This window comes from Rhizobium aureum (assembly GCF_030182495.1).
Lineage (GTDB): Bacteria > Pseudomonadota > Alphaproteobacteria > Rhizobiales > Rhizobiaceae > Rhizobium > Rhizobium tropici_C.
This window is the reverse complement of the sequence record NZ_JAQJCI010000023.1, coordinates 1-24,645: the sequence shown is the minus strand read 5'-3', so window position 1 is coordinate 24,645 and position 24,645 is coordinate 1. Positions and strand designations below refer to the sequence as shown.

At 56.5% G+C, this 24,645-nt stretch carries 24 protein-coding genes and 1 pseudogene; 13 read left to right on the top strand and 12 right to left on the bottom strand.

From position 1 onward, the window contains the following. Positions 1-63: 63 nt before the first annotated feature. From PH552_RS30250 to nhaA, 4 genes and pseudogenes are all read right to left on the bottom strand, one after another. Positions 64-249 (bottom strand): hypothetical protein, encoded by a 186-nt coding sequence (locus PH552_RS30250; RefSeq protein ID WP_285166508.1) that lies wholly within the window; start codon positions 247-249, stop codon positions 64-66. A gap of 332 nt (positions 250-581) precedes the next feature. Beyond that, complete coding sequence (locus tag PH552_RS30245; RefSeq protein ID WP_112343010.1) at positions 582-2,990, bottom strand: membrane-bound PQQ-dependent dehydrogenase, glucose/quinate/shikimate family; 2,409 nt, start codon at positions 2,988-2,990, stop codon at positions 582-584. A gap of 90 nt (positions 2,991-3,080) precedes the next feature. Then, positions 3,081-3,182 (bottom strand): hypothetical protein, encoded by a 102-nt coding sequence (locus tag PH552_RS33795; protein WP_112343009.1) that lies wholly within the window; start codon positions 3,180-3,182, stop codon positions 3,081-3,083. 47 nt (positions 3,183-3,229) lie between these two features. Then, a pseudogene (gene nhaA / locus PH552_RS30240) lies at positions 3,230-4,411 on the bottom strand (Na+/H+ antiporter NhaA). A gap of 273 nt (positions 4,412-4,684) precedes the next feature. On the opposite strand from nhaA, the gene PH552_RS30235 reads away from it, so the two are divergent. After that, complete coding sequence (locus PH552_RS30235; RefSeq protein ID WP_112343008.1) at positions 4,685-6,517, top strand: bifunctional diguanylate cyclase/phosphodiesterase; 1,833 nt, start codon at positions 4,685-4,687, stop codon at positions 6,515-6,517. Between the two features lie 68 nt (positions 6,518-6,585). Then, positions 6,586-7,542: an HD-GYP domain-containing protein gene (locus tag PH552_RS30230; protein ID WP_112343007.1), complete on the top strand. Its 957-nt coding sequence runs from the start codon at positions 6,586-6,588 to the stop codon at positions 7,540-7,542. Positions 7,543-7,598: 56 nt separating this feature from the next. Here the strand turns inward: PH552_RS30230 and PH552_RS30225 are convergent, their stop codons facing one another. Continuing rightward, positions 7,599-7,925 (bottom strand): P-loop NTPase family protein, encoded by a 327-nt coding sequence (locus PH552_RS30225; RefSeq protein ID WP_112343006.1) that lies wholly within the window; start codon positions 7,923-7,925, stop codon positions 7,599-7,601. 125 nt (positions 7,926-8,050) lie between these two features. On the opposite strand from PH552_RS30225, the gene PH552_RS30220 reads away from it, so the two are divergent. Next, positions 8,051-8,827 (top strand): SDR family oxidoreductase, encoded by a 777-nt coding sequence (locus tag PH552_RS30220; RefSeq protein WP_112343005.1) that lies wholly within the window; start codon positions 8,051-8,053, stop codon positions 8,825-8,827. 269 nt (positions 8,828-9,096) lie between these two features. On the opposite strand, the gene PH552_RS30215 is transcribed toward PH552_RS30220, so the two are convergent. From PH552_RS30215 to PH552_RS30190, 6 genes are all read right to left on the bottom strand, one after another. Beyond that, entirely contained in the window at positions 9,097-10,683 is a 1,587-nt protein-coding gene (locus PH552_RS30215; protein ID WP_285166507.1) for a DHA2 family efflux MFS transporter permease subunit, read from the bottom strand. 12 nt (positions 10,684-10,695) lie between these two features. Then, a complete protein-coding gene (locus PH552_RS30210; RefSeq protein WP_285166506.1) occupies positions 10,696-11,208 on the bottom strand; it encodes an HlyD family secretion protein in 513 nt (170 codons plus the stop codon). A gap of 302 nt (positions 11,209-11,510) precedes the next feature. Beyond that, positions 11,511-12,809, bottom strand: coding sequence for an NRAMP family divalent metal transporter (locus PH552_RS30205; RefSeq protein ID WP_112343003.1), 1,299 nt, complete (start codon positions 12,807-12,809; stop codon positions 11,511-11,513). Positions 12,810-13,515: 706 nt separating this feature from the next. Then, entirely contained in the window at positions 13,516-14,046 is a 531-nt protein-coding gene (locus PH552_RS30200; protein WP_112343002.1) for a hypothetical protein, read from the bottom strand. Further along, positions 14,043-15,071 (bottom strand): SAM-dependent methyltransferase, encoded by a 1,029-nt coding sequence (locus tag PH552_RS30195; protein WP_112343001.1) that lies wholly within the window; start codon positions 15,069-15,071, stop codon positions 14,043-14,045. Before PH552_RS30195 ends, PH552_RS30200 begins: the two co-directional genes overlap by 4 nt. A gap of 3 nt (positions 15,072-15,074) precedes the next feature. After that, positions 15,075-15,875, bottom strand: coding sequence for a DUF1295 domain-containing protein (locus tag PH552_RS30190; RefSeq protein WP_112343000.1), 801 nt, complete (start codon positions 15,873-15,875; stop codon positions 15,075-15,077). Between the two features lie 170 nt (positions 15,876-16,045). On the opposite strand from PH552_RS30190, the gene PH552_RS30185 reads away from it, so the two are divergent. From PH552_RS30185 to PH552_RS30165, 5 genes are read left to right on the top strand one after another with little or no spacing between them, the layout of a single operon-like run. Then, the gene (locus PH552_RS30185; protein ID WP_112342999.1) at positions 16,046-17,416 is read left to right on the top strand and encodes an NAD(P)/FAD-dependent oxidoreductase; all 1,371 of its coding nucleotides are present in this window, start codon (positions 16,046-16,048) and stop codon (positions 17,414-17,416) included. Beyond that, positions 17,413-18,246, top strand: coding sequence for a DUF1365 domain-containing protein (locus tag PH552_RS30180; RefSeq protein ID WP_112342998.1), 834 nt, complete (start codon positions 17,413-17,415; stop codon positions 18,244-18,246). The genes PH552_RS30185 and PH552_RS30180 overlap by 4 nt, the downstream gene beginning before the upstream one ends. Continuing rightward, positions 18,233-19,465, top strand: coding sequence for an SAM-dependent methyltransferase (locus PH552_RS30175; protein WP_112342997.1), 1,233 nt, complete (start codon positions 18,233-18,235; stop codon positions 19,463-19,465). Before PH552_RS30180 ends, PH552_RS30175 begins: the two co-directional genes overlap by 14 nt. A gap of 28 nt (positions 19,466-19,493) precedes the next feature. Beyond that, the gene (locus PH552_RS30170; protein ID WP_112342996.1) at positions 19,494-19,865 is read left to right on the top strand and encodes a DUF2147 domain-containing protein; all 372 of its coding nucleotides are present in this window, start codon (positions 19,494-19,496) and stop codon (positions 19,863-19,865) included. Between the two features lie 32 nt (positions 19,866-19,897). Next, positions 19,898-20,317, top strand: coding sequence for a DUF2177 family protein (locus PH552_RS30165; protein WP_162736995.1), 420 nt, complete (start codon positions 19,898-19,900; stop codon positions 20,315-20,317). A gap of 39 nt (positions 20,318-20,356) precedes the next feature. Here PH552_RS30165 and PH552_RS30160 read toward each other — a convergent pair whose 3' ends face one another. Then, positions 20,357-20,854 (bottom strand): TspO/MBR family protein, encoded by a 498-nt coding sequence (locus tag PH552_RS30160; protein ID WP_245430390.1) that lies wholly within the window; start codon positions 20,852-20,854, stop codon positions 20,357-20,359. Between the two features lie 135 nt (positions 20,855-20,989). On the opposite strand from PH552_RS30160, the gene PH552_RS30155 reads away from it, so the two are divergent. The 5 genes from PH552_RS30155 to PH552_RS30135 all read left to right on the top strand — a co-directional run. Next, on the top strand, positions 20,990-21,643 hold the full coding sequence (locus PH552_RS30155) for a sigma-70 family RNA polymerase sigma factor (protein WP_112342994.1): 654 nt from the start codon (positions 20,990-20,992) through the stop codon (positions 21,641-21,643). After that, a complete protein-coding gene (locus tag PH552_RS30150) occupies positions 21,640-22,290 on the top strand; it encodes a ChrR family anti-sigma-E factor (RefSeq protein ID WP_112342993.1) in 651 nt (216 codons plus the stop codon). Before PH552_RS30155 ends, PH552_RS30150 begins: the two co-directional genes overlap by 4 nt. Before the next feature lie 334 nt (positions 22,291-22,624). Further along, positions 22,625-23,734 carry a PAS domain-containing protein gene (locus PH552_RS30145; protein WP_483315516.1) on the top strand — a complete coding sequence of 370 codons (1,110 nt, stop codon included), beginning with the start codon at positions 22,625-22,627 and terminating at the stop codon, positions 23,732-23,734. A gap of 14 nt (positions 23,735-23,748) precedes the next feature. Continuing rightward, on the top strand, positions 23,749-24,183 hold the full coding sequence (locus tag PH552_RS30140; protein ID WP_112342991.1) for a response regulator: 435 nt from the start codon (positions 23,749-23,751) through the stop codon (positions 24,181-24,183). A gap of 188 nt (positions 24,184-24,371) precedes the next feature. Continuing rightward, positions 24,372-24,645, top strand: a 274-nt coding sequence (locus tag PH552_RS30135; protein ID WP_285166505.1) for a transposase, incomplete at its 3' end; no start/stop codon positions are given.

The following is a 24,645-nucleotide window of genomic DNA, read 5'->3' as shown; positions in this document are numbered from 1 at the left end:
GTTGGAGATTCGCCTTCCACGATGCGGGCCGATGATATCGATCTTCCAAGGCACCGATCCGCCTCAAGCCGCGGTCAAATTCTGTTCGCCGGCCTGAGGCAGTGGCCTGTCCCGCGAGCCAAGAAGCCGGTCTAGCTCGAGACGATCGCTGCCGAAACTGTTGATCAGCCTTTTGGCCTCGCCAAGGCCTATCTGGTAGCGGTCATGGAGGGTAGAGGGCGTATATTCTTTATCTGCTGTGTCTGACATTTGCGTCTCCGCTCCTTTCGAGAGCAAAACGAGCACAAATCGGGGCGGGTTCCCTGAATGCTTGTCACGATCCGAAACCAGATGTGAAATCCCCCGTCATCGCCGACGCAGGCGCCATTGCCACCAATAAACAAATGCCGCCACCGCCGAAATCCACCTCCCGGCACCGGCAATTATCATGACACCGGGCATCCGCCGAGAGAAAGAGATATGTGCACCGGCGATGCCGCCTCCCATCCTGATCGCTGCGCAAGCAACAATCGGCCCCACTTCCGCGAAGCCTGCCGCAGACGGACGCATCGATGATATGTTGTTGTGGCGCTGCGCGACGGTTAGGGCATGTTTGGGAGGGCAAAGGCGACAATCTTGTCTCCGTTACGCGACTGCAGCCCACCGTGTCCACCGGCTGCGATGACCACGTACTGCCTGCCGTCCTTTCCGAGATACGTGAGCGGGGTGGCATTGCCGCCAGCCGGCAGATCAGCCTGCCATAGGGTTTTTCCGGTGCGACCGTCGAGAGCCCGAATATCTTGATCTGTCGTCGCACCAATAAAGACAAGTCCGCTTGCTGTAGTCACACTGCCACCCATGCTGAATATGCCGGTCGGCAGGCCGAACGGGATACGAACGCCAAATGGTCCCATGTTCCGTGTTGTGCCGAGAGGACGCTGCCAAACGACCTTGTGAGTTACAAGGTCGATCGCCTGCATCTGCCCCCACGGGGGACGACTGCAAGGCAGGTTCAAGATGTTGAGCCAGGCGTCGACGGTGATCGCGAAAGGCGTTCCGTGCTGCGGGTTGTTACTGAACTCCGATTGCGGATAAGGTTGTCCCCAGCCACCCCAAGGTTTGTACAGACCCTTTTGGATGCCCTTTTCGTAAGGGATCATCTGCAGACGGAATGGCATGAAGGTCGTGTTGATATACATAAGCTTGCGCACCGGATCGATCGTGGAACCGTACCAGTCCGAAGTACCGTCGAAGGCGGGCCAGCCGAGTGTCGGCTTTAATCCCGGCGGCGTGTAGAGCCCATCATCGCGCATCTGCCGATACTGGAGTCGGCAAATCAGTTGATCGATCGGTGTCGCGCCCCAGGCGTCGACTTCCTGGAACTTCGGTGCTCTCAGGGCCGGCATGCCCACCGAAAACGGCTGCGTCTTCGAGTACCGCTCGTTAGGAATATCTCCCTGTGGAACGGCGCGTTCTTCAACGGGCGCGATCGGCCTGCCGTCGCGCCGGTCGAGCAGATAGATCTCGCCTTGCTTGGTAGTTTGCACCAGAGCAGGTACTGGTCCCCCTCCATCCTGGCCGGGCAAATCAACGAGGGACGGCCCGACCGGCACATCGAAGTCCCACAGATCATGATGCACCGTCTGGAAATGCCACCGCTCCTGGCCGGTCGTAATGTCAAGTGCGACCAGTGAACTGGAATAGGCGTCATCGAACGATCGACGTTCCGCACCGTAATAATCGGGCGTGGCATTACCAAGTGGAACGAACACCAGGTTCAGCTTGGGATCGGCGGAATAGACACCCCAGCCATTGGGTGTGCCTCTCGTGTAGATATCATTTCTTCCAAGTGGCGCGTTGGCTGGGGTCCTGCCCATGTCCCACGACCATGAGAGCGCGCCGCTGGTAGCGTCGAAGGCACGGATAACGCCGGATGGTTCGCCGACGGCCTGATTGTCGTAGACCCATCCGCCGAGGATCGCGCGCCCGTTGATGACCGTTGGCGGAGACGAGATGAAATGGAAGCCCGCAGGCACGATTCCCATATGCTCGCGAAGATCAACCATACCGTGGTCGCCAAAGCTGTCGCAGAGTTTGCCGGTGTCGGCATCGATCTCGAACAACCGAGGCAGGTCCGACGCGGTCGCGACGATGCGATGTGGGCACGGAGACTCAGCCGATGCCTCGAAGTAGGAAACACCACGGCACGCCTGGTAGACATTGTGGGACATGTCGCCGCCGGGAGAATAGCGCCATTTTTGTTTGCCGGAGGTCGCATCGAGCGCGATTACGTCGCGATGCGGCGTGCAGAAGTATATGGCGTCACCGACCTTGATCGGCGTCGCTTCGAAACTGAACTCGTGGCCGCCCTTGTTCTCGCCCGGACGGGGAAGGTCGCCGGTGGAAAACGACCAGGCTTGCTTCAGTTCTGAGACATTGGCCGCCGTGATCTGGGAAAGCGGGGAGTAGCGGTCGGCCGCCGGTGTGCGACCGTAATAGCTCCAGGCGTCGTCAGGCACTGCCGGCTCGGTTTGCACTGCCTTGCTGTCCCAGCCGGATGGCGGAGCGAAGGAAAGGTACCGGGATTCGGTAATTCGATAGCCGGCCGCAAAAACGAGGACGACGATGATCGTGGAAAAGCCGGCGTTTGCCCAACGCCATCCGCGGCGACCTTGGCCAGGACCGAGGCGGCCGGCAATCCAGGGCGACCAGATCCAGAGACCGAGAACGGCTGGTGCGATTAGCCGGGGAATGAGCGACCAGCCGTCTGCCCCGACTTCCCAGATCGCCCAAATTAATGTGCCTGCTAGCACGGTCGTGTAAACCCAGGCGCCAACTCGTTTCTGCCGTCCCATCAACACACCAGAAAGCAATAGGCCGAGGCCAGCTACAACATAATAAGGGCTACCGCCGAGGGCGACGAGCCACCCGCCCATGCCTGCTAGAGCCAAGCCAATGATGACGACCAAAACAGATGTAAGGAGGATGGAAAGGGGCGTGTTCAGTCTCATGTTCGCAGTCCGACATTTGTGACCCTTATTCAAAAGGATCTAGCGGTCTGTCTTGTTCCGCCCATCGGTCGTCATGCGACACAGTGTCCATCACGCAACTTGTGCCTTCTTCTGCTCTGGAAAATATTGTCCGCGCGTGTCGTGCTTCAAGTCGACGTCGATGTCGGGCGGATCGTTTCTTTCCTGGCTCAAAAACGATCGGAGAGGAGATCATCGTCGAGGTGACGCCGAGCATATTGTCACGACACAGTCGACGGGAGCCGTCGGCCAAAGATCATCAGCAGTACCGCTCCAAGAACGCCTGCCACGACTGAACCCATTAGGATTCCGATCTTGATGTGCCCTGCACCTCCGGATCATCGAAAGCCAAAAGGCCGATGAACAGCGACATCGTGAACCCGATGCCACACAAAAGCACGGTTCCGGCCATCTACCCCCAGCTTGCCTGGGTCGGCAAGTCTGCGTGGTCCAGCTTGACAAGGATCGCCACCGTGCCGAGGACGCCGATCAGCTTGCCGAGCACAAGCCCTGCTGCCACGCCCATGGTCAGTGGCTCAGCGAAGATCACCGGCGAGATCCCGCTGAAGGAAACACCGGCATTGGCAAACCCGAAGCTCGGAACGATCAGGAAGGCTACCGGCTTATGAAGGCCGTGCTCCAGTTTATGGAGCGGCGATTCCTCATGCGCAGCCTCCGGCTTGCCAGGGTTGCCTGCAGTGGGATGGTCAGCGCCAGCATGACGCCGGCCAGGGTCGCGTGAATACCGGACGCAAACACCAGGACCCACAGGACGGCCTCAAGCGCAACGCAAGGCCATACCATCCTCTTGAAAATCATTAGGTTTCCCAACACGATACCCGCTCCGGCCAGAGCAAGAAAGTTCAACTCCGCAGTATAGAAAACGGCAATGACGATGACAGCACCGAGATCATCGATGATTGCCAAGGCTGCCAGAAAGATCTTCAGCGAGCTGGGTACACGGCTGCCGAGCAGGGAGATGACCCCGGGTGCAAAGGCGATATCAGTGGCGGTCGGGATCGCCCATCCACGAATGGCGACTGGATCGGACCAATTCAGGAACACGTAGATCAGGGCGGAGACCGCCATGCCGCCTGCTGCGGCGGCACTCGGCAGGATCCGCCGGCTCCAGGTCGACAGCTGGCCATCCAGCATCTCGCGCTTGATCTCCAGCCCGACGAGCAGAAAGAAGATCGCCATCGGGCATCGTTGATCCAGTGCCGTAGGCTGAGAGGACCGACGTAGACATGCAGGGCATGGAAATAGCTGTCGGCCAACGAGGAGTTCGCAGTGATAATCGCCAGCAGGGCAACAGCCATGAGAACGAGAGCGCCGGACGCCTCGTTGTCGAGGAAGTGGCGCAGAGTGGATTGAATACGGCCCTTTGAGAATGTCGAAGACATAGGTTCGCGCTCCCTTGTGAGAGGTCGATCACAGTCTCCGTAGATTTCGGGAAGCACGCAGCACACGCTTTTGACAGCGAACTACCGTATTCTGTCCAAACTTCCAGTGAAGGATTGCCCCTTGCAGAATAAACCTTCTGGCGGCGCGTAAAACAAGCAGGCTCGCAATCGTCAAAGGCCGGGTCGAACGCTTTGATCAATATTTAATCGATACGGTAACTTGATCTGAAATTGTGGCTGTTAAAGAGGGCTTCCCTTTCGAGACGCCCTCTCATGATCCTAGAATTGCAGAATGCCATTCTTGAAATGATTGCCAAAGGCGAACCGCTGGCGACCACGCTTTCAGCACTATGCTCAAAGGTTGAAGCAGCGGTTCCCGGTATTGCGGCCTCCGTCGTAAAGTCTGATGGCGTCCGTCTATCGACGCTGGCGGCGCCGTCACTTCCAGCGTCATATTCAGCCGCTGTGGACGATCTTAAAGTGGGGCCTCACTCGGGTTCTTGCGGGAGCGCCGCCTTCCATGGATGGCCCGTTGTCGTCACCGACATAGAAACCGACTTTAGGTGGACCGATTACGCGGCACTCGCTCTCCCGCTTGGCCTGAAGGCTTGCTGGTCAAGTCCTATCAAGAGCGGCGACCGGGTGGTCGGCACGTTCGCGTTCTACTACCGCGAGAGCCGCGGACCAAGTGAGCTTGAGCAGACGATCGTGGATGCGTGTGTGCATCTCTGCTCGATCGCAATCGAGCGTGAAGAACGCGTGGCGGAGCGTCAGCGTCTGACATACACGGACGGCCTCACTGGGCTTCGGAATCGGGCTGCTTTCGATCTCGCTCTTCGAACCCTGGCGCCGCTTGTAAATCAGGGTTGGGGCATTATCATCGCCGATGTCGACAACCTGAAGATGGTAAACGATACGTTTGGTCACGCGGCTGGCGATGCCCTGATCCGCGTTGTTGCGGAGCGCATCGCGGCAGCCGCGGGCAGGGAAAGGAGCTATCGGCTCGGTGGTGATGAATTTGCAGTCATCGTTGTCGGCGAAGGCGAGCTCGATCTGCAGAGCGAGGCGGCTCAGATCCTGAGGAAAATCGAGCTTCCAACAGATTGCGCGGGCCACGTCATCTTTTCTGCGGCGACACTCGGCGGCGCCTTGGCGACCGACGACATCAATCCCGAGCAAGTCCGGCAAAATGCAGACATTGCGCTCTACCACGCCAAGGAACATGCCCGTGGACAATTCGTCGAGTACCATTCGGGTCTCGGGACAGCGTTGACGCGCCGCTTCAGGGCGATAAGAGACGTCAGCCTTGCACTATCCGACAACCGCATCGAGGCCTACTACCAGCCGATCGTGCGACTTGATACACGCGAGGCTGTCGGCCTTGAGGCGTTATGCCGGATGAAGACCCATTCCGGCGACGTCGTCGCAGCAGCTCATTTTCATGAGGCGACCAAAGACGCTCACGTTGCTTCAACGCTGACGGAACGAATGTTGAGCAAAGTTGCTAAGGACATGCGGACATGGCTCGACGGTGGGCTTCCTTTGCGGCATGTCGGTGTCAACCTGTCGGCTGCCGACTTCCGCAAGGGTGGACTGCGTGACAAAATCTGCCGAGTGTTCGAAGATGCTGACGTCCCCCTTGAGCACCTAATCCTCGAAGTGACGGAGTCCGTTTACCTCGGACAGCGAGACCACGTTGTGGCGGATGAGATCAAAGCGCTGCGCTTAGAGGGCCTGAAAGTCGCGCTCGATGACTTCGGGACCGGCTATGCGTCCTTGACCCATCTTCTGACGGTGCCGGTCGACATCATCAAAATAGACAAATCCTTCATCGAACAAACGAGGCTTGGTGACGCCGGGATGGTGATCGTCGAGGGCGTGCTTTCGATCGCAGGTAAGCTTGGTATCCGCGTGGTGGCGGAAGGTATCGAGGACGAAGAACAAGCCTGCCGTCTAGAAGCCTTCGGTTGCAAGCTTGGTCAAGGCTACCTTTTCGCCAGAGCGATGGACGCCATGAAAGCGGGACAGTTCTTGAGCGCGCACGGCCAACGGCTCGTGCCCAGCGGCTCCTTCTCGGAGCCACTCAAGGTGCTCCAGCTAAGATAGCTCCTTCATCACTTTCATACGCGTGGTTTTCATCAATCGATAATGCAAGAGTTTCAGGAAGATCATAAATGCTCAAACGCATCCCATTGAACCAGCTCCGGGTCGGCATGTTCATCAACGACATGGAATTCGCGACCGAGGTCGGTGCTGCGCGCTTCAAGCCTTTTCTGGTCTCAAGACGCGATGAGGTGAGAAGGCTTGCCAATGAACATGTCAGAAGCGTCGTTATCGATATCACGAAGGGCGCAGATGTCGCAGGCATGCCGCAACGCAACGGACCGGAGAGCTTCGAGGCGCAGCTGCTGAACGCATTCTCAAAGAGCGAGATCAGCCGCGCAAGACAGTCGATCCATGATGTCGCACCGCATCTTCGCCATATGCTGGAGGATGCTCGCGTGAAGGGTAGTTTCGCAGACGAGGCTGCCAGCACTGCCGTGGAGCGCATCATGTTGGAGACGCTCGACAACACCGGCGCGCTGATTGCTGTCGCCAAGCTCAAGGAGAAGGACGAGATCACGTTTCTTCACTCGCTCGCCGTCAGCGCTTTAATGATCGCATTCGGGCGGGGTCTCGGCCACAGGCAAGAAGATGTCCGTGTTCTCGGTCTAGGCGGCCTCGTCCACGATCTCGGAAAGATGGCCATTCCCGATGACATTCTGAACAAGCCAGGCAAACTGACCGCCGAGGAGATGGATCTTGTTCGCGCCCATCCGCAAAAGGGCTACGAGATGGTGAGGAAAGCAGGGTCGGCGCCGGCCGAGGTCCTTGATATCTGCCGTTTCCATCATGAGCGCTACGATGGCGGAGGTTATCCCGATCGCTTATCGGGCAGGAAGATCCCATATGTCGCGCGCGTTGCCGCCATTTGCGACGTCTACGAGGTGCTGACAACCATCCGCCCCTACAAGCCGGCATTCTCACAGCCTGAAGCCATCGATATGATGATGAATTCTCCCGGGCATTTCGATCAGAAGCTCCTGTCAGCGTTCGTCTCGAAGATGATCATCAGCGGCACGCTGCACTAGCTTTGTTATCTGGCACGGAAAGGCGCGCCGGGCCACTCCCCGTTTCACGCCTCCAGTTAAGCCTTAAGCGTGCTGATCGGGCACTCCTCGAAAGCGCCGCGTGTCACCCGCAGTTTGGTAACATCATCACCCTCCCATAATCGTACAACTTTGCCCTCGGCAAGGAACACGGCTCGATTGCAAAGGCGAGGTATGGTTTCCACGTCGTGCGTGGAGATGAGGATCGCATGTCTTCCGCTTGCGGCGAGCTCCACCAACAGCGACTTCATCTCCCAAGCGGCGAGTGGATCCAGGCCTTTCAGGGGTTCATCGAAGGTCAGCAATGGCGGCGTACCGAGCAATGTGCGGCGATTGAGATCTTCCCGCGTGTGCCCTGTGAACATTCTACGTCGCCGGCGCTCAGTCAACATGGTTCTAAACAACGTCCCGCACCCTACAGAAGCTCCGTTCGGCGGAACTTCAAGCCGATCCACAAGTTCTACTGCTACTCAACAGCTCGGAGTTCGCCATGAAGCCAGCCGTCGCCCTTGTCACTGGAGCGGGATCCGGAATCGGAAAAGCGGCTGCGTTAGGTCTGGCCAGAGAGGGATACAAAATCGGAGTGCTCGGGCGTACGCCCGGAGAGATCTCCACCACGGTGGAGGAAATCTTGGCGAACGGAGGACAAGCTATCTCCCTGCTGGCGGACATATCGGATGAGGGGCAGATGGATGCAGCTGTGGATCAGCTCGTTAAGCAGTATGGCCGCCTCGATGTTGTAGTCGCCAATGCCGGCATTAATGGCGTATGGGCGCCCATCGACGATCTGAAGCTTTCGGAATGGAACGACACGATTTCGGTCAACCTGACTGGCACCTTCCTGACGATCCGCGCGACCGTGCCCGAGCTGAAGCGATCGGGCGGAGGATCCATCATCGTTGTATCGTCCATCAACGGGACGAGAACGTTCACCACACCGGGCGCGACAGCCTATACGGCCACGAAAGCAGGGCAGGTCGCGATGGTGCAGCAGCTCGCTCTCGAACTTGCCCGTCTTCACATTCGTGTCAACGCCGTGTGTCCAGGTGAAATCGAGACGAACATCGAAGCTAACACCAAACTCCGAAGGGAAGACGAAACGTCGATACCTGTCGTCTGGCCCGAGGGGCAGGTACCCATTACCGGAGGGCGCCCGGGCCGCAGTGAAGACGTCGCCGACCTCATAGTCTTCCTCGCATCCGATAAGTCTCGGCATATCACTGGCTCGCCGATCTGGGTCGATGGCGGCCAAGGTCTACTCCGATAGTATCAGATATCCGCCGCGTCGGTTCAGGCCCTGCGAACCGAGACGAGATCTCCGCTCTGGGTGTTCCGAAGCCGGCGCACACCGCTCACCCGTTTTCCAGGATGACAACCGCGGCCGAATTCCCAGCGGTAGGGCGTGCTGTCGGGAGCGCGGCGAAAACGCTCTGACGCTCCCCGTTACGGCAAGGATCGGACGTCCGAGATGATCCTTGTAGATGGAAATCTTCCATGATGAACGGCTCCTCACAGCTCTGCATGAACCGCTTTCGATCAATGTCCACTGGACGGGGAAGCGCCCTTTGGTGGTGTGACGTTCTTCATCAGGGGAACGAGAGCGGTTGCAATGATGAAAGCGATCATGATGACCTCGAAGGCATCCGCATAGGCCATGGTCGATACTTCGCGATAAGCGAGCTTGAAGAGCTGCTTCAATGCGGCGATATGGCCGTCGTCGAGGCTGCCCGGCATCTCGCCATAGCGGCTGGCAACGCCCCCGACCAGACGTTCCATGGCGCCATTTGCAGGGGTCAGATTGGAAGCGATCGCGGTGAAATGCATGTTGGTGCGATCGTTGATGATCGCTGCGCAGACGGCAACGCCGACGGCGCCGCCGAGATTGCGCATCATGTTGAAGAGCCCGCTCGCATATTTCAGCCGCTCCGGTGCTAGGCTCCCGAGCCCTAGAGTGACGGCAGGGGCAACCGCGAAGACTTGCGGGAAGCCACGAAAGACCTGAGGCCAGAAGAGCTCGTCGCCGCCCCAGTCATTGGTGATATAGCTGAAGCCCCACATCGCAGCGCCAAAGGATGCCAGGCCAAACATCATCAACCAGCGCGTATCGAAACGCTTGGCAAGGAATATCTGGACCGGGACACCGAGCGTCGAAGCCGCACCGGTCGAGAAGACGGCAACGCCGATTTGCCATGCATCGAAGCCGCGGACATAGCCGAGGAACAGGGGCGTCAGATAGATCGTCGAGAAGATGCCGGTGCCTGTGATGAAGGACAGCACGCAACCGATTGCAAAGTTGCGATTGCCGAAGGCTCTGAGGTCGACGACAGGCCGCGAAAAGGTTAGACTGCGGATGAAGAAAAAGACGCCTGCGATGGCCACGATGGTGGTTGTGTTGCGGATCGTGCTGTCATCAAACCAGTTGGCGCGCGTACCTTCTTCGAGCACATATTCGAGCGTGCCGAGCGAGATGGCCATGAGGATGATGCCTGGATAATCGGCATCCCTCAGGAGCTTGAGATCAGGTTCATCGATCTTAACCAGCAGCGGCACCAATATTGTAATGATAAGGCCAGGGACGATATTGACATAAAAAAGCCGATGCCAGTTCCACGTATCAGTGATCCAGCCGCCGATTACAGATCCGAGCGTCGGTGCGACCGAGGCGATCGTTCCGATGATGGCGGCTGAATAGACGCGCCGCGGCCCCTGGAAATAATGGAACGACGAGGTGAATACCGTCGGTATCATCGAGGCACCGAGCAGGCCCTGTAACGGCCGAAACATGATCATGCTCTCGATATTCCAGGCGATCCCGCACAGCATGCTGCTGAGCGTGAAACCGGCAGCAGATATGGTGAACAGCCAGCGCGTGGAGAAGACACGGGTCAGCCAGCCGGAGAGTGGGATGACGCAGATTTCGGCGATCAAATAGGCGGTCTGCACCCAGCTGATCTCGTCCTGGGATGCAGAGAGACCGCCGCCGATATCCTGCGGCGACGAGGCGACGATCTGGATGTCGAGGAGCGCGATGAACATGCCGAAGCACATCACCACGAAGGGCAGGAGGCTCCTGATCCAGCTGGTCTCAGCCGGAGCGGAAGCCGATGCGGTGGCTGTTGTCACGACCGGCTCCTATCAGGGGTGGGTATCGACCGTAACGGTCGTCGACAGGCCCGGACGCAACGTCCGAGCCCACGAAGCGTCGTCATTCAAGGCGACGCGAACGGGCACGCGCTGGACGATCTTTGTAAAGTTGCCGGTTGCGTTTTCCGGCGGGATGACGCTGAAGGTTGCCCCGGTCGCCGGCGCAATGCTGCTGACGCGACCCTGTAGTGCATGCCCGGGATAGATATCGGTGACGACATCGACCGTCTGGCCGACCTTGATCACGCCCAGCTGGTCTTCCTTGAAGTTCGCATCAACCCATAGTCCCGTGGCCGGGATCACGCTGAGTAGATAGCTGCCGTCAGAGACAAAGGCGCCAACCTGCGCGACGCCGTTTCCGATTAGGGCGACTTCAGGCCCATACGATGACGATCCAAGCCCGTCGAGGCCCATTGCTGGAACCCCCTCGATCCAGCCCAGCCTCTCATCTTCATGTTCTCGATTGGCGAGGCGGCGCCCAAAAAGGACGTTGCGTAGGTCCAAATCTCTCTCCAGTTCCGCAAGATGCGATACCTCAGACCTACAAGGCTCATCAGCGTTCCACGGTTCATTGAACTGTTCGCAATGAGACAGACAAGAAATATTCTCGTCGTTCCACTGTACCCTTAGATGGCAGGTGCAGGACCGAGATTCTGGTGGCTGAAGAGTTCGAGGACCTTCGTTTCAAGCGACTGTGGAATGCAGCTGGTGAATAGCAACTCTAGTCAGGAAAGGGCCGTGGCCAATCAGGCCTTGGTGTTTGTCGATAACGTCACAACCGACAAACACCGAGCTTCTGTGCTCCTCTACATAAAGGCCGTCGCGACCATGCCGGCAACGGCCGCAAACATCGCCGCACAGGATGCCCAACCGAAGAATTTTAGGGTGCCTCGAATGGCAAACTGCTCCATCACAGCTTGATTACAGGCAATTAGCATCAAGATGACCATTACCGGTACGGCGACAATTCCATTGATAACCGCGCTCCAGAACAGAGCTTTCATTGGCGGTATAGGGGTGAAATTGAGGCCCATGCCGACGAGGGTGGCGAGCGCCACCGTGGCGTAGAAAGCTCTTGCTTCGCCAGGTTCGCGGGACAGTCCGACTTTCCAGCGGGCTGCCTCTCCAACCGCGTAGGCCGCTGAGCCGGCCAGGACCGGTACGGCAAGTAGTCCGGTACCTATAATCCCTGTCGCGAATATGATCGTTGCAAAATGTCCGACCAACGGTTCGATCGCCTTAGCGGCGTCCACAGAACTTTCGATATTGGTGGCGCCCGTATTGTTTAGCGTCGCCGCCGTCGTCGTGATGATGGCAAGGGCGACAATGTTGGATGCCGCCATACCAATGAAGGTATCGAGTGTGATACGTTCATTGGCACGCTTGGCTTCCTGGGGATGCTCGACAAGCGGTTCCTCCTTGGGCTTTTCCTTCAGATCCTCCGCTTCCTGGGATGCCTGCCAGAAAAACAGATAGGGACTGATTGTCGTCCCGAAGATCGCGACAATCATCGACCAGTAGTTGGAGTCTGGTCTCAGTGTCGGCAGCAATAATCCACTACTGAAGGCCCTCCAATCCACATGGACGACGAAAAGGGTTGCGATGTAGGAAAGTAGTGCCAAGCTCAGCCATTTCAGGATCGCGACGTAACGTTTATATTTCAGAAAGACCTGTAATAGGATGCAGATCAAGCCAAAGGCGGCCACATATACAAGTGAATAGCCGTTTACCAAAAGGCGCGTCGCGTCTCCCATCGCACCGAGGTCGGCGCCGATGTTGATGATGTTGGCTATGAGAAGGGGGCCAGTGATAAGGATTCCGACCCCGCCGGGATAGCAACGGGCAATACTTCCTGCTAGCCCCCGACCGGTCGTTCTGCCAATGCGGGCGCTGATCATCTGCACAGCTACCATCAAGGGATAGGTCAGAACTAAGGTCCAGCTTGCGGCATAGCCGAACTGGGCGCCGGCTTGAGAATAGGTCGCTATCCCGCTTGGATCGTCGTCGGAAGCACCGGTGACAAGTCCTGGCCCCAGAATTTCCAGCAGGCGTGGCTTTGAGGATTCGACCACGGTGCTTTTTGGGGCGATTTGGGTGTCCGTCATGTATGCCTCCAGCTGTGGCCGTCGCAAGAGATGGGTTGTTCGCAACGGTTCCAATTAATCGCTGACGAGGCATCTTTGTTCCAGAGGGCAGCGATCGCAGCTCCCCACTGTATCCATTTTGATTGACACGGTTTTCCGGCTCTGTTTTCTACGATCACGAAAGAGCGCGTTGGTGAGGATGGATAGATGGTTCGCATGCGTGGCTACCGCAAATTTTGGTTGTTTTCCGGTTTAGAAAGCGCGCTGAATGTGATCTTGAGATCTTGATTAATGCGGGTTCCGATCAGAATTGCCATACACAGCGCCTGCCGGACGCCATCGGCCAATAAACGCGATCATCAGACACCGAGTACGGGCACGCTCATTCGGCGCGCAACAGACGGAGGTCGCCATTGCAAGTTTGAGGCCGGTGTTTTTCAAGCAAAGACCTACATCTCCGCGCGAAGACGTTTTGTGGCCATTGCGTCGCGAATCGGCCTGTTTCTCGCCGAGCACGCCACCGAGCTTGCATCGCAACCAGCGACGATCTTGGGGTATCAGTCTGCTTCCGGTTCCTGCCTCGGTGACTATAGCCGATATCTGTTACTGGGAAATGTCAGACGGTTAGCTTTTGTAACAACCGGGTCGTCGGTCCCTATACCTTCAAGAGCGTCGAATGTGGCGATTGTTGAAGAATTCCCTATCGCTACGCCTAAGCTCAACTCGGTTAGGAAGACGTGTTTTCGGGCGATGTTCCGGCATAGCGTATGCCGATAAGCGTCATCAGGCTGGCCACCGCAAAAACGTTGATGCTCGATAGTATTGCGATCTGATCGCTGGCCCACGGAAAGACCGGCTCCTCGAGCCTCCACCAGCATATCGCAAAGCAGACAAACATGAAGCAAACAAGGCCCCGCTGCCACCATTTCTCATCGGGTTGGAACGAAACCAGTGTCAGCGCCATGCAGGGGGCAAGAAATAGGAGCGTAGCAGACGCTCTTCCAAAAAGGATGGATTCGCATACTGTGTCGACCGTGCCGATCATTGGCAGCGCCAACCGGGCACTGAACGACGATTTTCTAGCTATCAATGGGATCGCCAAAAATAAGGGAATCGCGGCGAGCGTTATAGCTGACGTTGCTACGCCATCGCCAACCAGCCACCAGACATAAAATGGATAGAAGGGTTTATTGGCTATGATAACCCAGGTGATGCTAACCGTTGCCCCAGTCCTTGGATCCAGCGCGGGCTGCCTCATCCCGCCGGCCTCAGAAGATAGTGACCTACTCCCCAGACATGACCCTTATCATGACCGAACAGGCCTGCGGTGGCCAGAAAAAATAGCCGCCAGCGGCGCTGCCAGAGCGTGCTGTCCCTGCCATAGACTTTAGCGAAGATCGGCTGGATGCGATCCATCTCGCGGTCGAAGTTGGCGAGCCAGTTGAGCGCCGTTCGTCGGTAATGCGTCCCAGACCAGCGCCATTCCAGTTCGACTGAAAACAGGTCGGCAAAGCGATGGGGCAGATCATGTGCCGGCATGATGCCGCCGGTAAAGAAATGACGGGCAATCCAGTCGGCCGGATCCTGGTGGTTGAAGCGATAGGAGCGGTCCTTGTGGGTGAAGACATGGAGGAAGAGCTTGCCGTGCGGATTGAGCCATCCGCGGACACGCTCCAGCAAGGTGCGCCAGTTGGACATATGCTCGAACATCTCGACTGAGATCACACGATCAAAGCGTTCCTCGGTCGTAAAGCCGTTCATATCTGCCGTGATGACGGTCAGATTGCCGAGACCGTGCTTGTGCGCCATGGCGAGAATGTATTCGCGTTGTGAGGCGGAGTTTGAAACCGATGTAATTCGCGAATTGGGAAATTGCTGTGCAAGATAGAGCGACAGTGAACCCCAGCCGCAACCCAGTTCCAGGATACTGTTTCCATCCTTGATTTCGGCATGCTCTACAGTTTCGGCAAGTGCATAGGCCTCGGCTTCCGCCAGCGTCGTATGGGGGTTCGTATAAAGGCAGCAAGAGTATTTTCGTTGAGGCCCGAGGGTCAGGCTGAAGAACTCCGCCGGGACTTCATAATGCTGGCGATTGGCCTCATTAGTGTGCGTCGCTATCGGAAAATTGCCCATTGCCTCGACAAACATATTTTCAGCATCTTGCGAAGTCGTCGATAGACGGTGTTTGGTGCGAGCGCACAGATAATCTATCCCAGCCAGCGTCATACTGTCTGTAAGTGGCGCGCGCTCTGCAGCGCTGATCGCAAATGCCAGCATATTCATCGGCTATTCTCCCTGGGAAACGAATTCAGATTTGCGTGGGCCTGGGAAGAAGGCGTTCACACGCTTCCGCAGCGCGCGAAATTTATCGCCGCGCGAGCGAAGCATATGCTCTTCCAACGGGGGAATTCCGGATACATGCACCAACAGCCAATACATCAACGCCGGTGCGAGCAACGATAAAAAACTCGTAGCCGAGCTTGTGACGGCGAATAGCGGAAGGCAGCACCAGAACAGCCATTCGAAAAAATAGTTGGGATGGCGGGAATAACGCCACAGCCCCGACTCGCAGACCTCACTCCTGGCTTCCGGCCTTCGACGAAATCGGGCGAGCTGTGCGTCCGAAATTGTCTCGCCGGCGAGAGCCGCGGCGGCAAGTAACACGGCAAGCCAATCCGTTACTGCTGGATAGGCCTTGTCATTGATCGCCGCGAGATAGATTGCGAATACGAGGACGAAAGCCGCAAGCGCCTGAACCTGCAGAAAGATAAAGAGGCGCGAGCCGGCACTGGCGCCCCAGTCCTTCATCAGTTTGGCATAGCGTGGATCTTCGCCACCGCCTTTGGTGCGTGCTCCAATATGCCAGGCGAGCCGCAGCGCCCAGGCTGTCACGACCAGGATTATCGTCATCCGGCGAGCGAACGGACCTTGTGCTGAGACGGCGGCGGGGATGCCGCCCAAGCCGACAGCTGCAGACCAAATGGTATCGATCCAGCCGCTCTTGCCGGTCACACGCTGCGCGATCCAGGCACCGGTCATGGCCAGCGATATGCCGCCTGCGATGATCATCAGAAGAAGCCAATCCATCCGTTGCTCGCATTGATGCGCTGCTATGAGGTTACGCCTTATTTACGGACGATCTCTGGGACCGGTTTCATAGCGCTCGAAAAAAATCTCAACTTTTACGAAACCAGCCGCCGCCGCCCTCCGTATCTGTTTCGAAAGCCAAGAGCTTATTGCGGGAGACGAGGGATTTTATGGGTCACTACGATCGAAACGGCGGCCGCCGCCTGAACATTGCGGTCATAGGCAGCGGTATTTCGGGACTTTCGGCAGCTTGGCTGCTCTCAACGCGCCATGATGTGACCGTCTTCGAAGCAAGCGATCGGCTCGGCGGCCACAGCAATACGGTAAAATTCGAAAGCGCCGCGGGTCCTGTATCCGTCGATACCGGCTTCATTGTCTACAACGAGGTTACATATCCCAATCTGACGGCTTTGTTCCGCGCGCTCGATGTGCCAACGGCTACCTCCAATATGTCCTTTGCCGTTTCGATCAACGATGGCACGTATGAATATTCCGGCGGTACAGGGCTCGGTCTCTTGGCGCAGAAATCAAACGTCGTCAGCCCTCGCTTCTGGTCAATGATGCGCGATCTGGTGCGCTTCTACCGTAATGCGCCGCGGGACTTGCCCGACATGGACGGCATTTCGCTCGATGAGTATCTCTCGCGCAACGGCTACAGCTGCGCCTTCCGCGATGACCATCTCTATCCGATGGCTGCGGCGATCTGGTCTACGCCTGCGATGCAGGTCGGTGCTTATCCGGCAGCAAATTTCGTGAAATTCTGCAGTAATCACGGGCTGTTGGAATTATGGGGCCGCCCTGTGTGGCGCACTGTAAGGGGGGGCAGCCGCGAATATGTTGCCCGCATGACCAGCAGCTTTTTCGACCGCATCCGGTTGTCGACGCCAGTAAAGTCGATAAGGCGCGGATCACATCGCGTAGAGCTTGAGGACGGCACCGGCGGCCATCACCTCTTCGACGATGTGGTGATAGCAACCCATGCTGACCAGGCGCTTCGAATGCTTGTGGACGCAAGCACCGAGGAAAGACGTATTTTGGGCGCCTTCCGCTATTCGCGGAACGAGGCGGTCCTGCATGGCGATGTGGCGTTGATGCCAAAACGGCGGGCGGCCTGGTCCAGTTGGAACTATGTGGCCGATACGCGGGATGGGCCAATTCAGCCTTCCATCACCTATTGGATGAACAAACTGCAGCCGTTGGGAGCGGCACCGTCGACCTTCGTCACGCTTAATCCGCGACGGGCGCCGAAGGAGGAAACCGTCATCTGCCGTGAGACATATGAACATCCCGTTTTCGATCTCTTGACCGATCGCGCACAGAAGGAAGTCTGGTCGCTTCAAGGTGTCCGCAATACCTGGTTCTGCGGCGCGCATTTCGGCGCGGGTTTTCACGAGGACGGCATTCAGGCGGGCCTTGCGGTTGCCGAGGATCTCGGCGGCTTGCGGCGACCCTGGCAGGTGCCGCAGGAAAGTTCCCGGATCGTGCGCAAGCCAATTGATCGCTTCGCCGAGCTGCCGTTGGACGTGGAGGTTACCGCATGAGTGCGGACCTTCAATCTGCACTCTTTTCCGGCCTGGTCACGCATGCTCGTGTAAGGCCGAAGCAGCACAAGCTGAGCTACAGGATCTATTCTCTGCTGCTCGATCTCGATGAGCTTGACCGGATCGATCGGCGGCTCCGCCTTCTTTCCATCGACCGTTTCAACCTTTTCTCCTTCTATCGCAGGGATCGAGGCGACCGGTCAGGGGACGATCTGAAGAAACAGGTCGAGAGGAGTATGCGTAGCGTCGGCATCGAGCCGGATGGCGGTCCAGTGCGGTTGCTGACCATGCCCCGACTGTTCGGTTGGGCTTTCAATCCACTCAGTGTGTTCTTCTGTTACTCGAAGGATGCGTCGCTCAAAGCCATCCTCTGGGAAGTGGACAATACGTTCGGTGAGCGGCATGGCTACATGATCCCGGTCGAGGCGAACGACGGATCGCAAATTATTCAGCAATGCGACAAGGCCTTCTACGTCTCGCCCTTTATGGACATGGATCTACGATACCAGTTTCGCGTCTTGCCCCCAACCGATGTTCTTTCCATCCGAATCGAGACTTTCGATTGTGATGGGCCGGTACTGACAGCCAGGCATCTGGCACGCCGTTGCGAGCTTACGGATCGCGCGTTGCTACGGGCATTTTTTGCGATCCCTTTCCTCACACTTCGTGTTGTCGGAGGTATCCATTGGGAAGCGCTTAAGATCTGGTTGAAAGGTATCGGCTTGCGGATACGCCCCCTTCCTCCTGAAAGCCCTGTTTCGTTCGTTCGCCCATTTCCCGCTGACGGGAAAACACGCAATTCCAAGGTTGAAGTTCATGAGCCATTTTGACGAATTCTCCGGCGCTTCGATGCGTGCGTCCGATAGCACCGAGAGGTTTGGTCTTGTCAGCCGTCTTCTCATGAGTTTGTTGTGCGACGTTCGCTACGGTCACGTGAAGATTTCGTTGCCATCAGGGCAGGTTGTCGAAAAATACGGCGCTGAACCAGGGCCGGAGGCTATCATCAACATGCGGCGTTGGCGCCTGTTGCCTCGCTTGATCCTTGCGGGAGATATCGGCTTTGCGGAGAGTTACATCAATGAGGACTGGACGACGCCCGATTTGACCGCAGTCATCCGCTTTGCTGCCAAAAACATCGAAGCGTTAGCGCCGGCTATTGAAGGCAGCGCGACGATGCGGCTCTTCAATAGGGCAAAACATTTTCTCAACGCCAATACGAAGCATGGCAGCCGTCGCAATATCGAGGCACATTACGATCTCGGCAACGATTTCTACAGCCAATGGCTCGACCCCACGATGCTGTATTCCTCGGGAATTTTTGACGATCCAACATATACTCTCGAAGCCGCCCAGCAAAAAAAGCTTGAGCAAGTTATCAAAAATCTTGCACTCCATCCTAGCCAGAGTGTTTTGGAGATCGGCTGCGGCTGGGGTGCTCTTTGCGTATTCATGGCGGCCCGTGCCAATGCCAAGGTGACCGGTATCACTTTGTCACCCTCACAGCTTGCCTGGGCAAGGCAGACGGCCGCAAATGCCGGTGTGACAGAGCTGGTGGACCTGCGCCTGCAAGATTACCGTGATCTTAATGGCCAGTTCGATCGGATCGTTTCGATCGAAATGTTCGAGGCAGTCGGCGAGGCCTATTGGCCAGACTATTTCTCGACGTTGAAACGTTGCTTGAGACCAGGTGGCAAGGCTGTGCTGCAGGTGATCTCAATTGATGAAAAGCGTTTTGATGCATATCGGCGCGGTTCCGATTTCATCCAGAAGTATGTTTTTCCCGGCGGCTTTCTGCCCTCCGATCCCGCATTGGAGGCGGCTGTTGAAAAGGCGGGCTTCAGGCTCGCCGCAAGAGAGCATTTCGGCAAATCCTATGCTCGGACGCTTCTTGAGTGGCGCACTCGTTTTCATGCGCGCTGGCCTGCCATTGCCGCCCTCGGCTTTGATGAGCGGTTCCGTCGTCTTTGGCACTACTACCTTTGTTATTGCGAAGCCGGCTTTGAGGAGGGGAGCATCGACGTCGGACTTTATACACTTGAGCACGCATGAAGGTCGGCGGTTAGAAGGAGATCCAGGCATGAGAGTGATGATTGGAGCGGTTGTTCATCTGGCCGCAGCACTTGCAACTAATGCGCAAGCTGCCGGAATCGAGGGCCTATGGGCTCGGGCAGATGGCAATGCCAAAGTGAGAGTTGCCCCCTGCGGATCGGACATTTGTGCGACCAATACTTGGATCAAGCCGGGAACGCCAAGCGAAAAAGCCGGTGACAAGCTGGTGATGACGATCAAGCCGAGTGAAGATGGCGTCTATTCCGGTGAGGCTTTCGATCCCCAACGTGATTTGAGCTACAGGATCACCGTGAAAGTGGATGGTGATCGAATGTCCACGAGGGGCTGTGTTATTGCCGGCCTGATTTGCAGGGGTGTCGATTGGACACGCATCCGCTGATCGACCGAAGGAAGGCCGCTATGGAGAATGTGGTGAAAACTTATGTCGTCGCCTATGTTGTCACATTGGTCATGTTCGTCGCTATCGATTTTATCTGGTTGAGCAGCATGATCGATCGTCTTTACCGGCCTGTAATGGCAGACATGCTTGCAGCTGACTTCCGGCTCGCGCCTGCCATTGCGTTCTACCTGATTTATGCGCTTGGACTTACGTTTCTCGCTGTTCGCCCGGGGCTGATCGGAGAATCGATCCAGACTGCGATAGTGTGCGGGGCGATGCTCGGCTTTACGGCTTATGCTACCTATGATTTGACCAATCAGGCGACACTCAAGAACTGGTCGACTGTTCTGACCCTGGCCGATCTATGTTGGGGTACGATCCTCTCAGGCATTGCCGCCGGTTGTGGGCAATCGATAACGGCGCGCCTCTTCGGATCTCTTACACATGGCTGAGGGTCAGATGTGCGGCGTTATTGGCGACAGCTTGCACATTCAGCGATTTAGCTGCCAGATTTCGAAATTGAGCGCTATCGCGAAGGCAACCCAAACAGCGAGAGGCGCAAGGCTATGAGCAGCAATTCGGTCGACAAGGCGAAACTTGAGGATTGTGAGGAGGATTAAAATCCATTGCGGAACGATGTTGATAAGCCCAAGCAGCGGGCTATGGAGCCCAAAGAACGCCCATGACCATGCGGCATTGAGCGCCAGTTGCAGATAAAAGCAAATGAGCGCCGCCGACTTTTGCGGTTGATCACCTGGAAGTATCCATATGCGCCAGACTGCAAAGGACATAGATGCATAAAGGAAGGTCCAGACCGGTCCAAAGATCCAATTCGGTGGATTGAAAGCGGGCTTGGCAAGGCCTGCATACCAACCCTCAATGTTCGGCAAGGTCGCCCACTGTCCGAGGACAAGGGTTAAGATGACCGGGATCACCGCGAGGCCGGCCTTCGCCAAAAGCTTTTGGTTCACTGTTTTTCGCGGCATCATGATCTCTCTTCTCGCCCGCTTCCTGCACGGCGTTTGCCAAACCGAAGCCTTTGTTCCTGCTCTTCAAATCTGATACGTGGATTTTTCTGGATCGGATCATGGGATCCAAGCGGCATTGCCCATCGTAGAAAGCGCATGAATGTTTCAGCACCGCCTATCGATAGCCGTGGCAAACAGAACAGCATCATCTCCTTCGAAAGGAGACGGGCGGTGACAACTTTGCACGAGCACGATCCATTGACGCGCGAAGCGGTCAATCAACTTGTTCTGGCGATAGCAACCCGTCAGGATCGTCAGGCCTTTGCCGAGCTCTTCAATTTTGCAGCGCCCAGGATCAAGGCGTTCATGATGCGCTCGGGCTCGACGGCTGAAATTGCCGAAGAAATCGCCCAGGAGGCGATGCTTATGGTCTGGCGCAAGGCCACTTATTTCGATCCGGCGCGCGCCAGTGCGATGACATGGATTTTCGCGATAGCCCGCAACTTGCGGATTGATTTTCAGCGGAAATCAAAGTCGTCAAATCAGCCGTCTGGTGACGGAACTGAGGTCATGCAGGCCGCTGAACCCACGCCTGAGGAGATTTTGTTTATCAGGGCGGATGAAGAAAAGGTTCGTGCCGCGCTTCAAGCGCTGAGTTCCGAGCAGGAAGAGATCATCAGATTGTCCTTTTTCCGTGATTGTCCTCACTCTGAAATTGCCAGGGAATTGGAACTGCCTCTCGGCACTGTGAAGTCTCGTATCAGGCGTGCGCTTGGAAAACTCAGGGATATGCTGGAAGAAACATTATGACGAACAAGCATCATCCCAGCGATCAGACACTCCTGCGTTTTGCTGCAGGCACGTTGCCGGCCGGTCCTTCACTCGTCGTTGCCGCTCATTTGAGTGGCTGCCCTTTCTGTCAGAGGCGTGTAGCGACATTCGAGGCCGTTGGCGGGGAGATGCTGATCCGGACGGAACCACAGGCGCTTTCTCCTCGGGCTCTTGAACAAACGCTTGCGCGTTTGGGTCAAGACGGGAATCCCAGACATATCGCGCCGCGTCGCTCACAGGCTTCCGTCGACGGCATCATTCTTCCGAGCCCATTAGCTGGTTGTGAAGTTGGTCCCTGGCGTCCCGTAGGGCCGGGAGTCAGGCTTAGCCGTATTCGCGTTCCTCATGCGCCAGAAGCGAAGGTGATCCTGCTGAAGGTAAAAGCGAATAAGCACATGCCGGCGCACGGGCATACGGATCTTGAGGTGACGCAGGTTCTGAAAGGATCGTTTTTGGATGGCAATAATCGTTACGAGCCGGGTGACTTCGTCGAGGGTGATGATGAGACGGATCATAGCCCAGTGATCGGCAGCGACGGTGAGTGCATATCCCTGGCCGCTATCGAAGGACATGTCCGCTTTAAGGGGTTTCTTGGAAGGTTGCTCGGGCCTTTCGCTGGCATCTGATTGTGTTTGACCGAGTGCTCAGGAGGCGTCAAATCGTTTGTTCGGAACAATAATTCGTTCCAGTCATTTCGGTTATGGAGTTCAACGGAGGGCAGCGCCGATAGTATTTGGGTCGAGACGGAATAATTCTGATCGAAAGGTCAATACAGGGACGCTTTGAAAGAATAAAGAATCGGATGTAAGCTTGGTCTTAGATAGGAGCTAAGAATTAATCTTAGAGATAGTCATATATCGAAGTGACGTATCGGAGGATTTGTTCGATCATTCGAAAGGCCAATCCTGTTAAAATTAATCGGCTATCCCCAATTTCGCTCCTCTAAGCAAGGGATCGAGTATTATGGACCGAGATCAGGATCAACAAGAGGCGAGGCAAGCGGGTGAACGGCTTGTAGCGGCCCACTCGAGCGAAGACCCTTTCGCCGCGGCATTCAAGGCAACGCGTATGCCGATGATTATTACTGACCCCAATCAACCTGACAATCCGATCATCTTTTGCAACGGAGCCTTCGAACGGTTAACGGGCTATTCGAACGACGAATTGATCGGGCGCAATTGTCGAATTTTGCAAGGTCCAGGGACGAGTCGGGAGACTGTCGCTGCCGTCCGCGATGCACTTGCCGGCGGACGCGGCGTCTCCGTCGACATTTTGAACTATAAGAAGGATGGCAGCTCGTTTTGGAATGCATTGTTCATCAGCCCCGTTTGGGACCGCCGAGGTCGGATTATTTATTTCTTCGCTTCGCAACTCGACTTTACGAACATCAAAAGCAGGGAAGCGGATCTGGCATCAGCCCGTCATCAGGCCGAAGAAGAGGTCAGGGATCGCACAAACGATTTGCGCGCAGCACTTGCGGCAAAGACCGTGTTGATTCACGAAGTTGATCATCGTGTCAGAAACAATCTTCTGACCATGGCTTCGATCGTCAAGATGCAATTAAGGTTGACGAAGGACCATGGCCAGCAAAATGCCTTGATGTCCGTGCTCAACCGAATCGAAGCAATAAGCACTGTCCAGCGTAGGCTTTTTACAACCAACGACGTCACTCGCTTTGATCTGGCTGATTTCGCGTATGAGCTCGTTTTGGATCTGCTCGGAGCTATAAAGCGTGATGATATACGACTGACGCTCGATATTTCGACGGCTTCTGTTCCAGCGGCGAAGGCGTCGCCGCTTGCACTTATCGTGAACGAGTTGGTCGGTGATGCCCTCCGCCGTGGGATCAGGGAAAGCGGAGGCGACATTCATGTTGTCGTCAAGCGTTTCAACGACCGCCTTCTTATTAGGGTGGAGGATATATCAGAACCCGTGTCTCCTGATGAGGTGAGCTCAGAATTGGGCCGGCTGATTCTTGACAGATCGGCGCTGCAAGTTGGTGCCACGATAGATCGAAAGCGCGAGGGGTGGCACACAACCGTGGACCTCACTTTACGGGTCGAAAGCTAGAAGGAAATACTGCCTTGAAAGTCATGATCGTTGAAGACGAAATGTTGCTTGCGATGGAGCTCCAATGGGAGATCGAGGCTGCCGGTCATACGGTTGTCGGACAGGCGGCAAGTGGCGCTCAAGCACTGGAACTTTTGGAAACGTCTCCACCGGAATTTGCATTTGTGGACATCCAGTTGCAGGACGGTCCGAGGGGAATCGATTTTGGGCGAGCGCTGGCTGAAAGGAGCATCCCGTACGTTTTCGTTAGCGGCAATATCAAAAAGCTGCCGCCGGACTTCGCGGGCGCAATTGGCGCTATCGAGAAGCCTTACACAATGAACGGAATTTCCAACGCTCTCGAATATCTATCCGCCGTCATTGCTGGTGATGAGGACAGATCGCCGCCAGCAAGCCTCGTGCTTGCTGAAGACACTCTCCAGATCAATCCCAGCAAGAGTGTGCAGTGAGTTGAGGTCTTGGATACTCAAATGGATGTGGAGAGTCCCCAAACGGTTTCGGCTGCCCGTCCTTGACCGTAAGCGGCAAGGAGACCCCATCTGGCGGTGCTGATGCTGTGCAGGGTATCTCGGACATGCGACTTCTCTGACTGTGAGGATCTATGTCTGGGCCTGCGGCTAGCCTTGGATTGATGCGGATGATTGAGGCTGTGCCCGATCGTCTTGACGGCGCGCCGCGACAGTTGCGGCGGTTTTGGTCTGACGAGTTCAAGGCGACTGCGGTCGAGCAAGCCTGTCAGCCGGGTGTGAACGTCTCGGCGGTCGCACGGCAAATCGGGATACTGCCGTCTCAGCTGTATCGCTGGCGCAGAGAACTGTTGGGCAGTGATGAGCCTGGGCAAGCAGCGGAGACAGAGTATCCGCAGGGCGTTGTATCCGGCCCCGACCCCATCGTGGAAATCATCATTGGGG

Excerpts from the sequence above, each read along its gene's own strand:
- PH552_RS30155 (WP_112342994.1), top strand. The coding sequence starts at position 20,990 with ATGAATGTTTCAGCACCGCCTATCGATAGCCGTGGCAAACAGAACAGC.
- PH552_RS30160 (WP_245430390.1), bottom strand. The coding sequence starts at position 20,854 with ATGATGCCGCGAAAAACAGTGAACCAAAAGCTTTTGGCGAAGGCCGGC.
- PH552_RS30235 (WP_112343008.1), top strand. The coding sequence starts at position 4,685 with ATGATCCTAGAATTGCAGAATGCCATTCTTGAAATGATTGCCAAAGGC.
- PH552_RS30170 (WP_112342996.1), top strand. The coding sequence starts at position 19,494 with ATGAGAGTGATGATTGGAGCGGTTGTTCATCTGGCCGCAGCACTTGCA.
- PH552_RS30205 (WP_112343003.1), bottom strand. The coding sequence starts at position 12,809 with ATGACGGACACCCAAATCGCCCCAAAAAGCACCGTGGTCGAATCCTCA.
- PH552_RS30175 (WP_112342997.1), top strand. The coding sequence starts at position 18,233 with ATGAGCCATTTTGACGAATTCTCCGGCGCTTCGATGCGTGCGTCCGAT.
- PH552_RS30220 (WP_112343005.1), top strand. The coding sequence starts at position 8,051 with ATGAAGCCAGCCGTCGCCCTTGTCACTGGAGCGGGATCCGGAATCGGA.
- PH552_RS30230 (WP_112343007.1), top strand. The coding sequence starts at position 6,586 with ATGCTCAAACGCATCCCATTGAACCAGCTCCGGGTCGGCATGTTCATC.
- PH552_RS30225 (WP_112343006.1), bottom strand. The coding sequence starts at position 7,925 with ATGTTCACAGGGCACACGCGGGAAGATCTCAATCGCCGCACATTGCTC.
- PH552_RS30185 (WP_112342999.1), top strand. The coding sequence starts at position 16,046 with ATGGGTCACTACGATCGAAACGGCGGCCGCCGCCTGAACATTGCGGTC.
- PH552_RS30245 (WP_112343010.1), bottom strand. The coding sequence starts at position 2,990 with ATGAGACTGAACACGCCCCTTTCCATCCTCCTTACATCTGTTTTGGTC.
- PH552_RS30180 (WP_112342998.1), top strand. The coding sequence starts at position 17,413 with ATGAGTGCGGACCTTCAATCTGCACTCTTTTCCGGCCTGGTCACGCAT.
- PH552_RS30190 (WP_112343000.1), bottom strand. The coding sequence starts at position 15,875 with ATGGATTGGCTTCTTCTGATGATCATCGCAGGCGGCATATCGCTGGCC.
- PH552_RS30150 (WP_112342993.1), top strand. The coding sequence starts at position 21,640 with ATGACGAACAAGCATCATCCCAGCGATCAGACACTCCTGCGTTTTGCT.
- PH552_RS30195 (WP_112343001.1), bottom strand. The coding sequence starts at position 15,071 with ATGAATATGCTGGCATTTGCGATCAGCGCTGCAGAGCGCGCGCCACTT.
- PH552_RS30200 (WP_112343002.1), bottom strand. The coding sequence starts at position 14,046 with ATGAGGCAGCCCGCGCTGGATCCAAGGACTGGGGCAACGGTTAGCATC.
- PH552_RS30250 (WP_285166508.1), bottom strand. The coding sequence starts at position 249 with ATGTCAGACACAGCAGATAAAGAATATACGCCCTCTACCCTCCATGAC.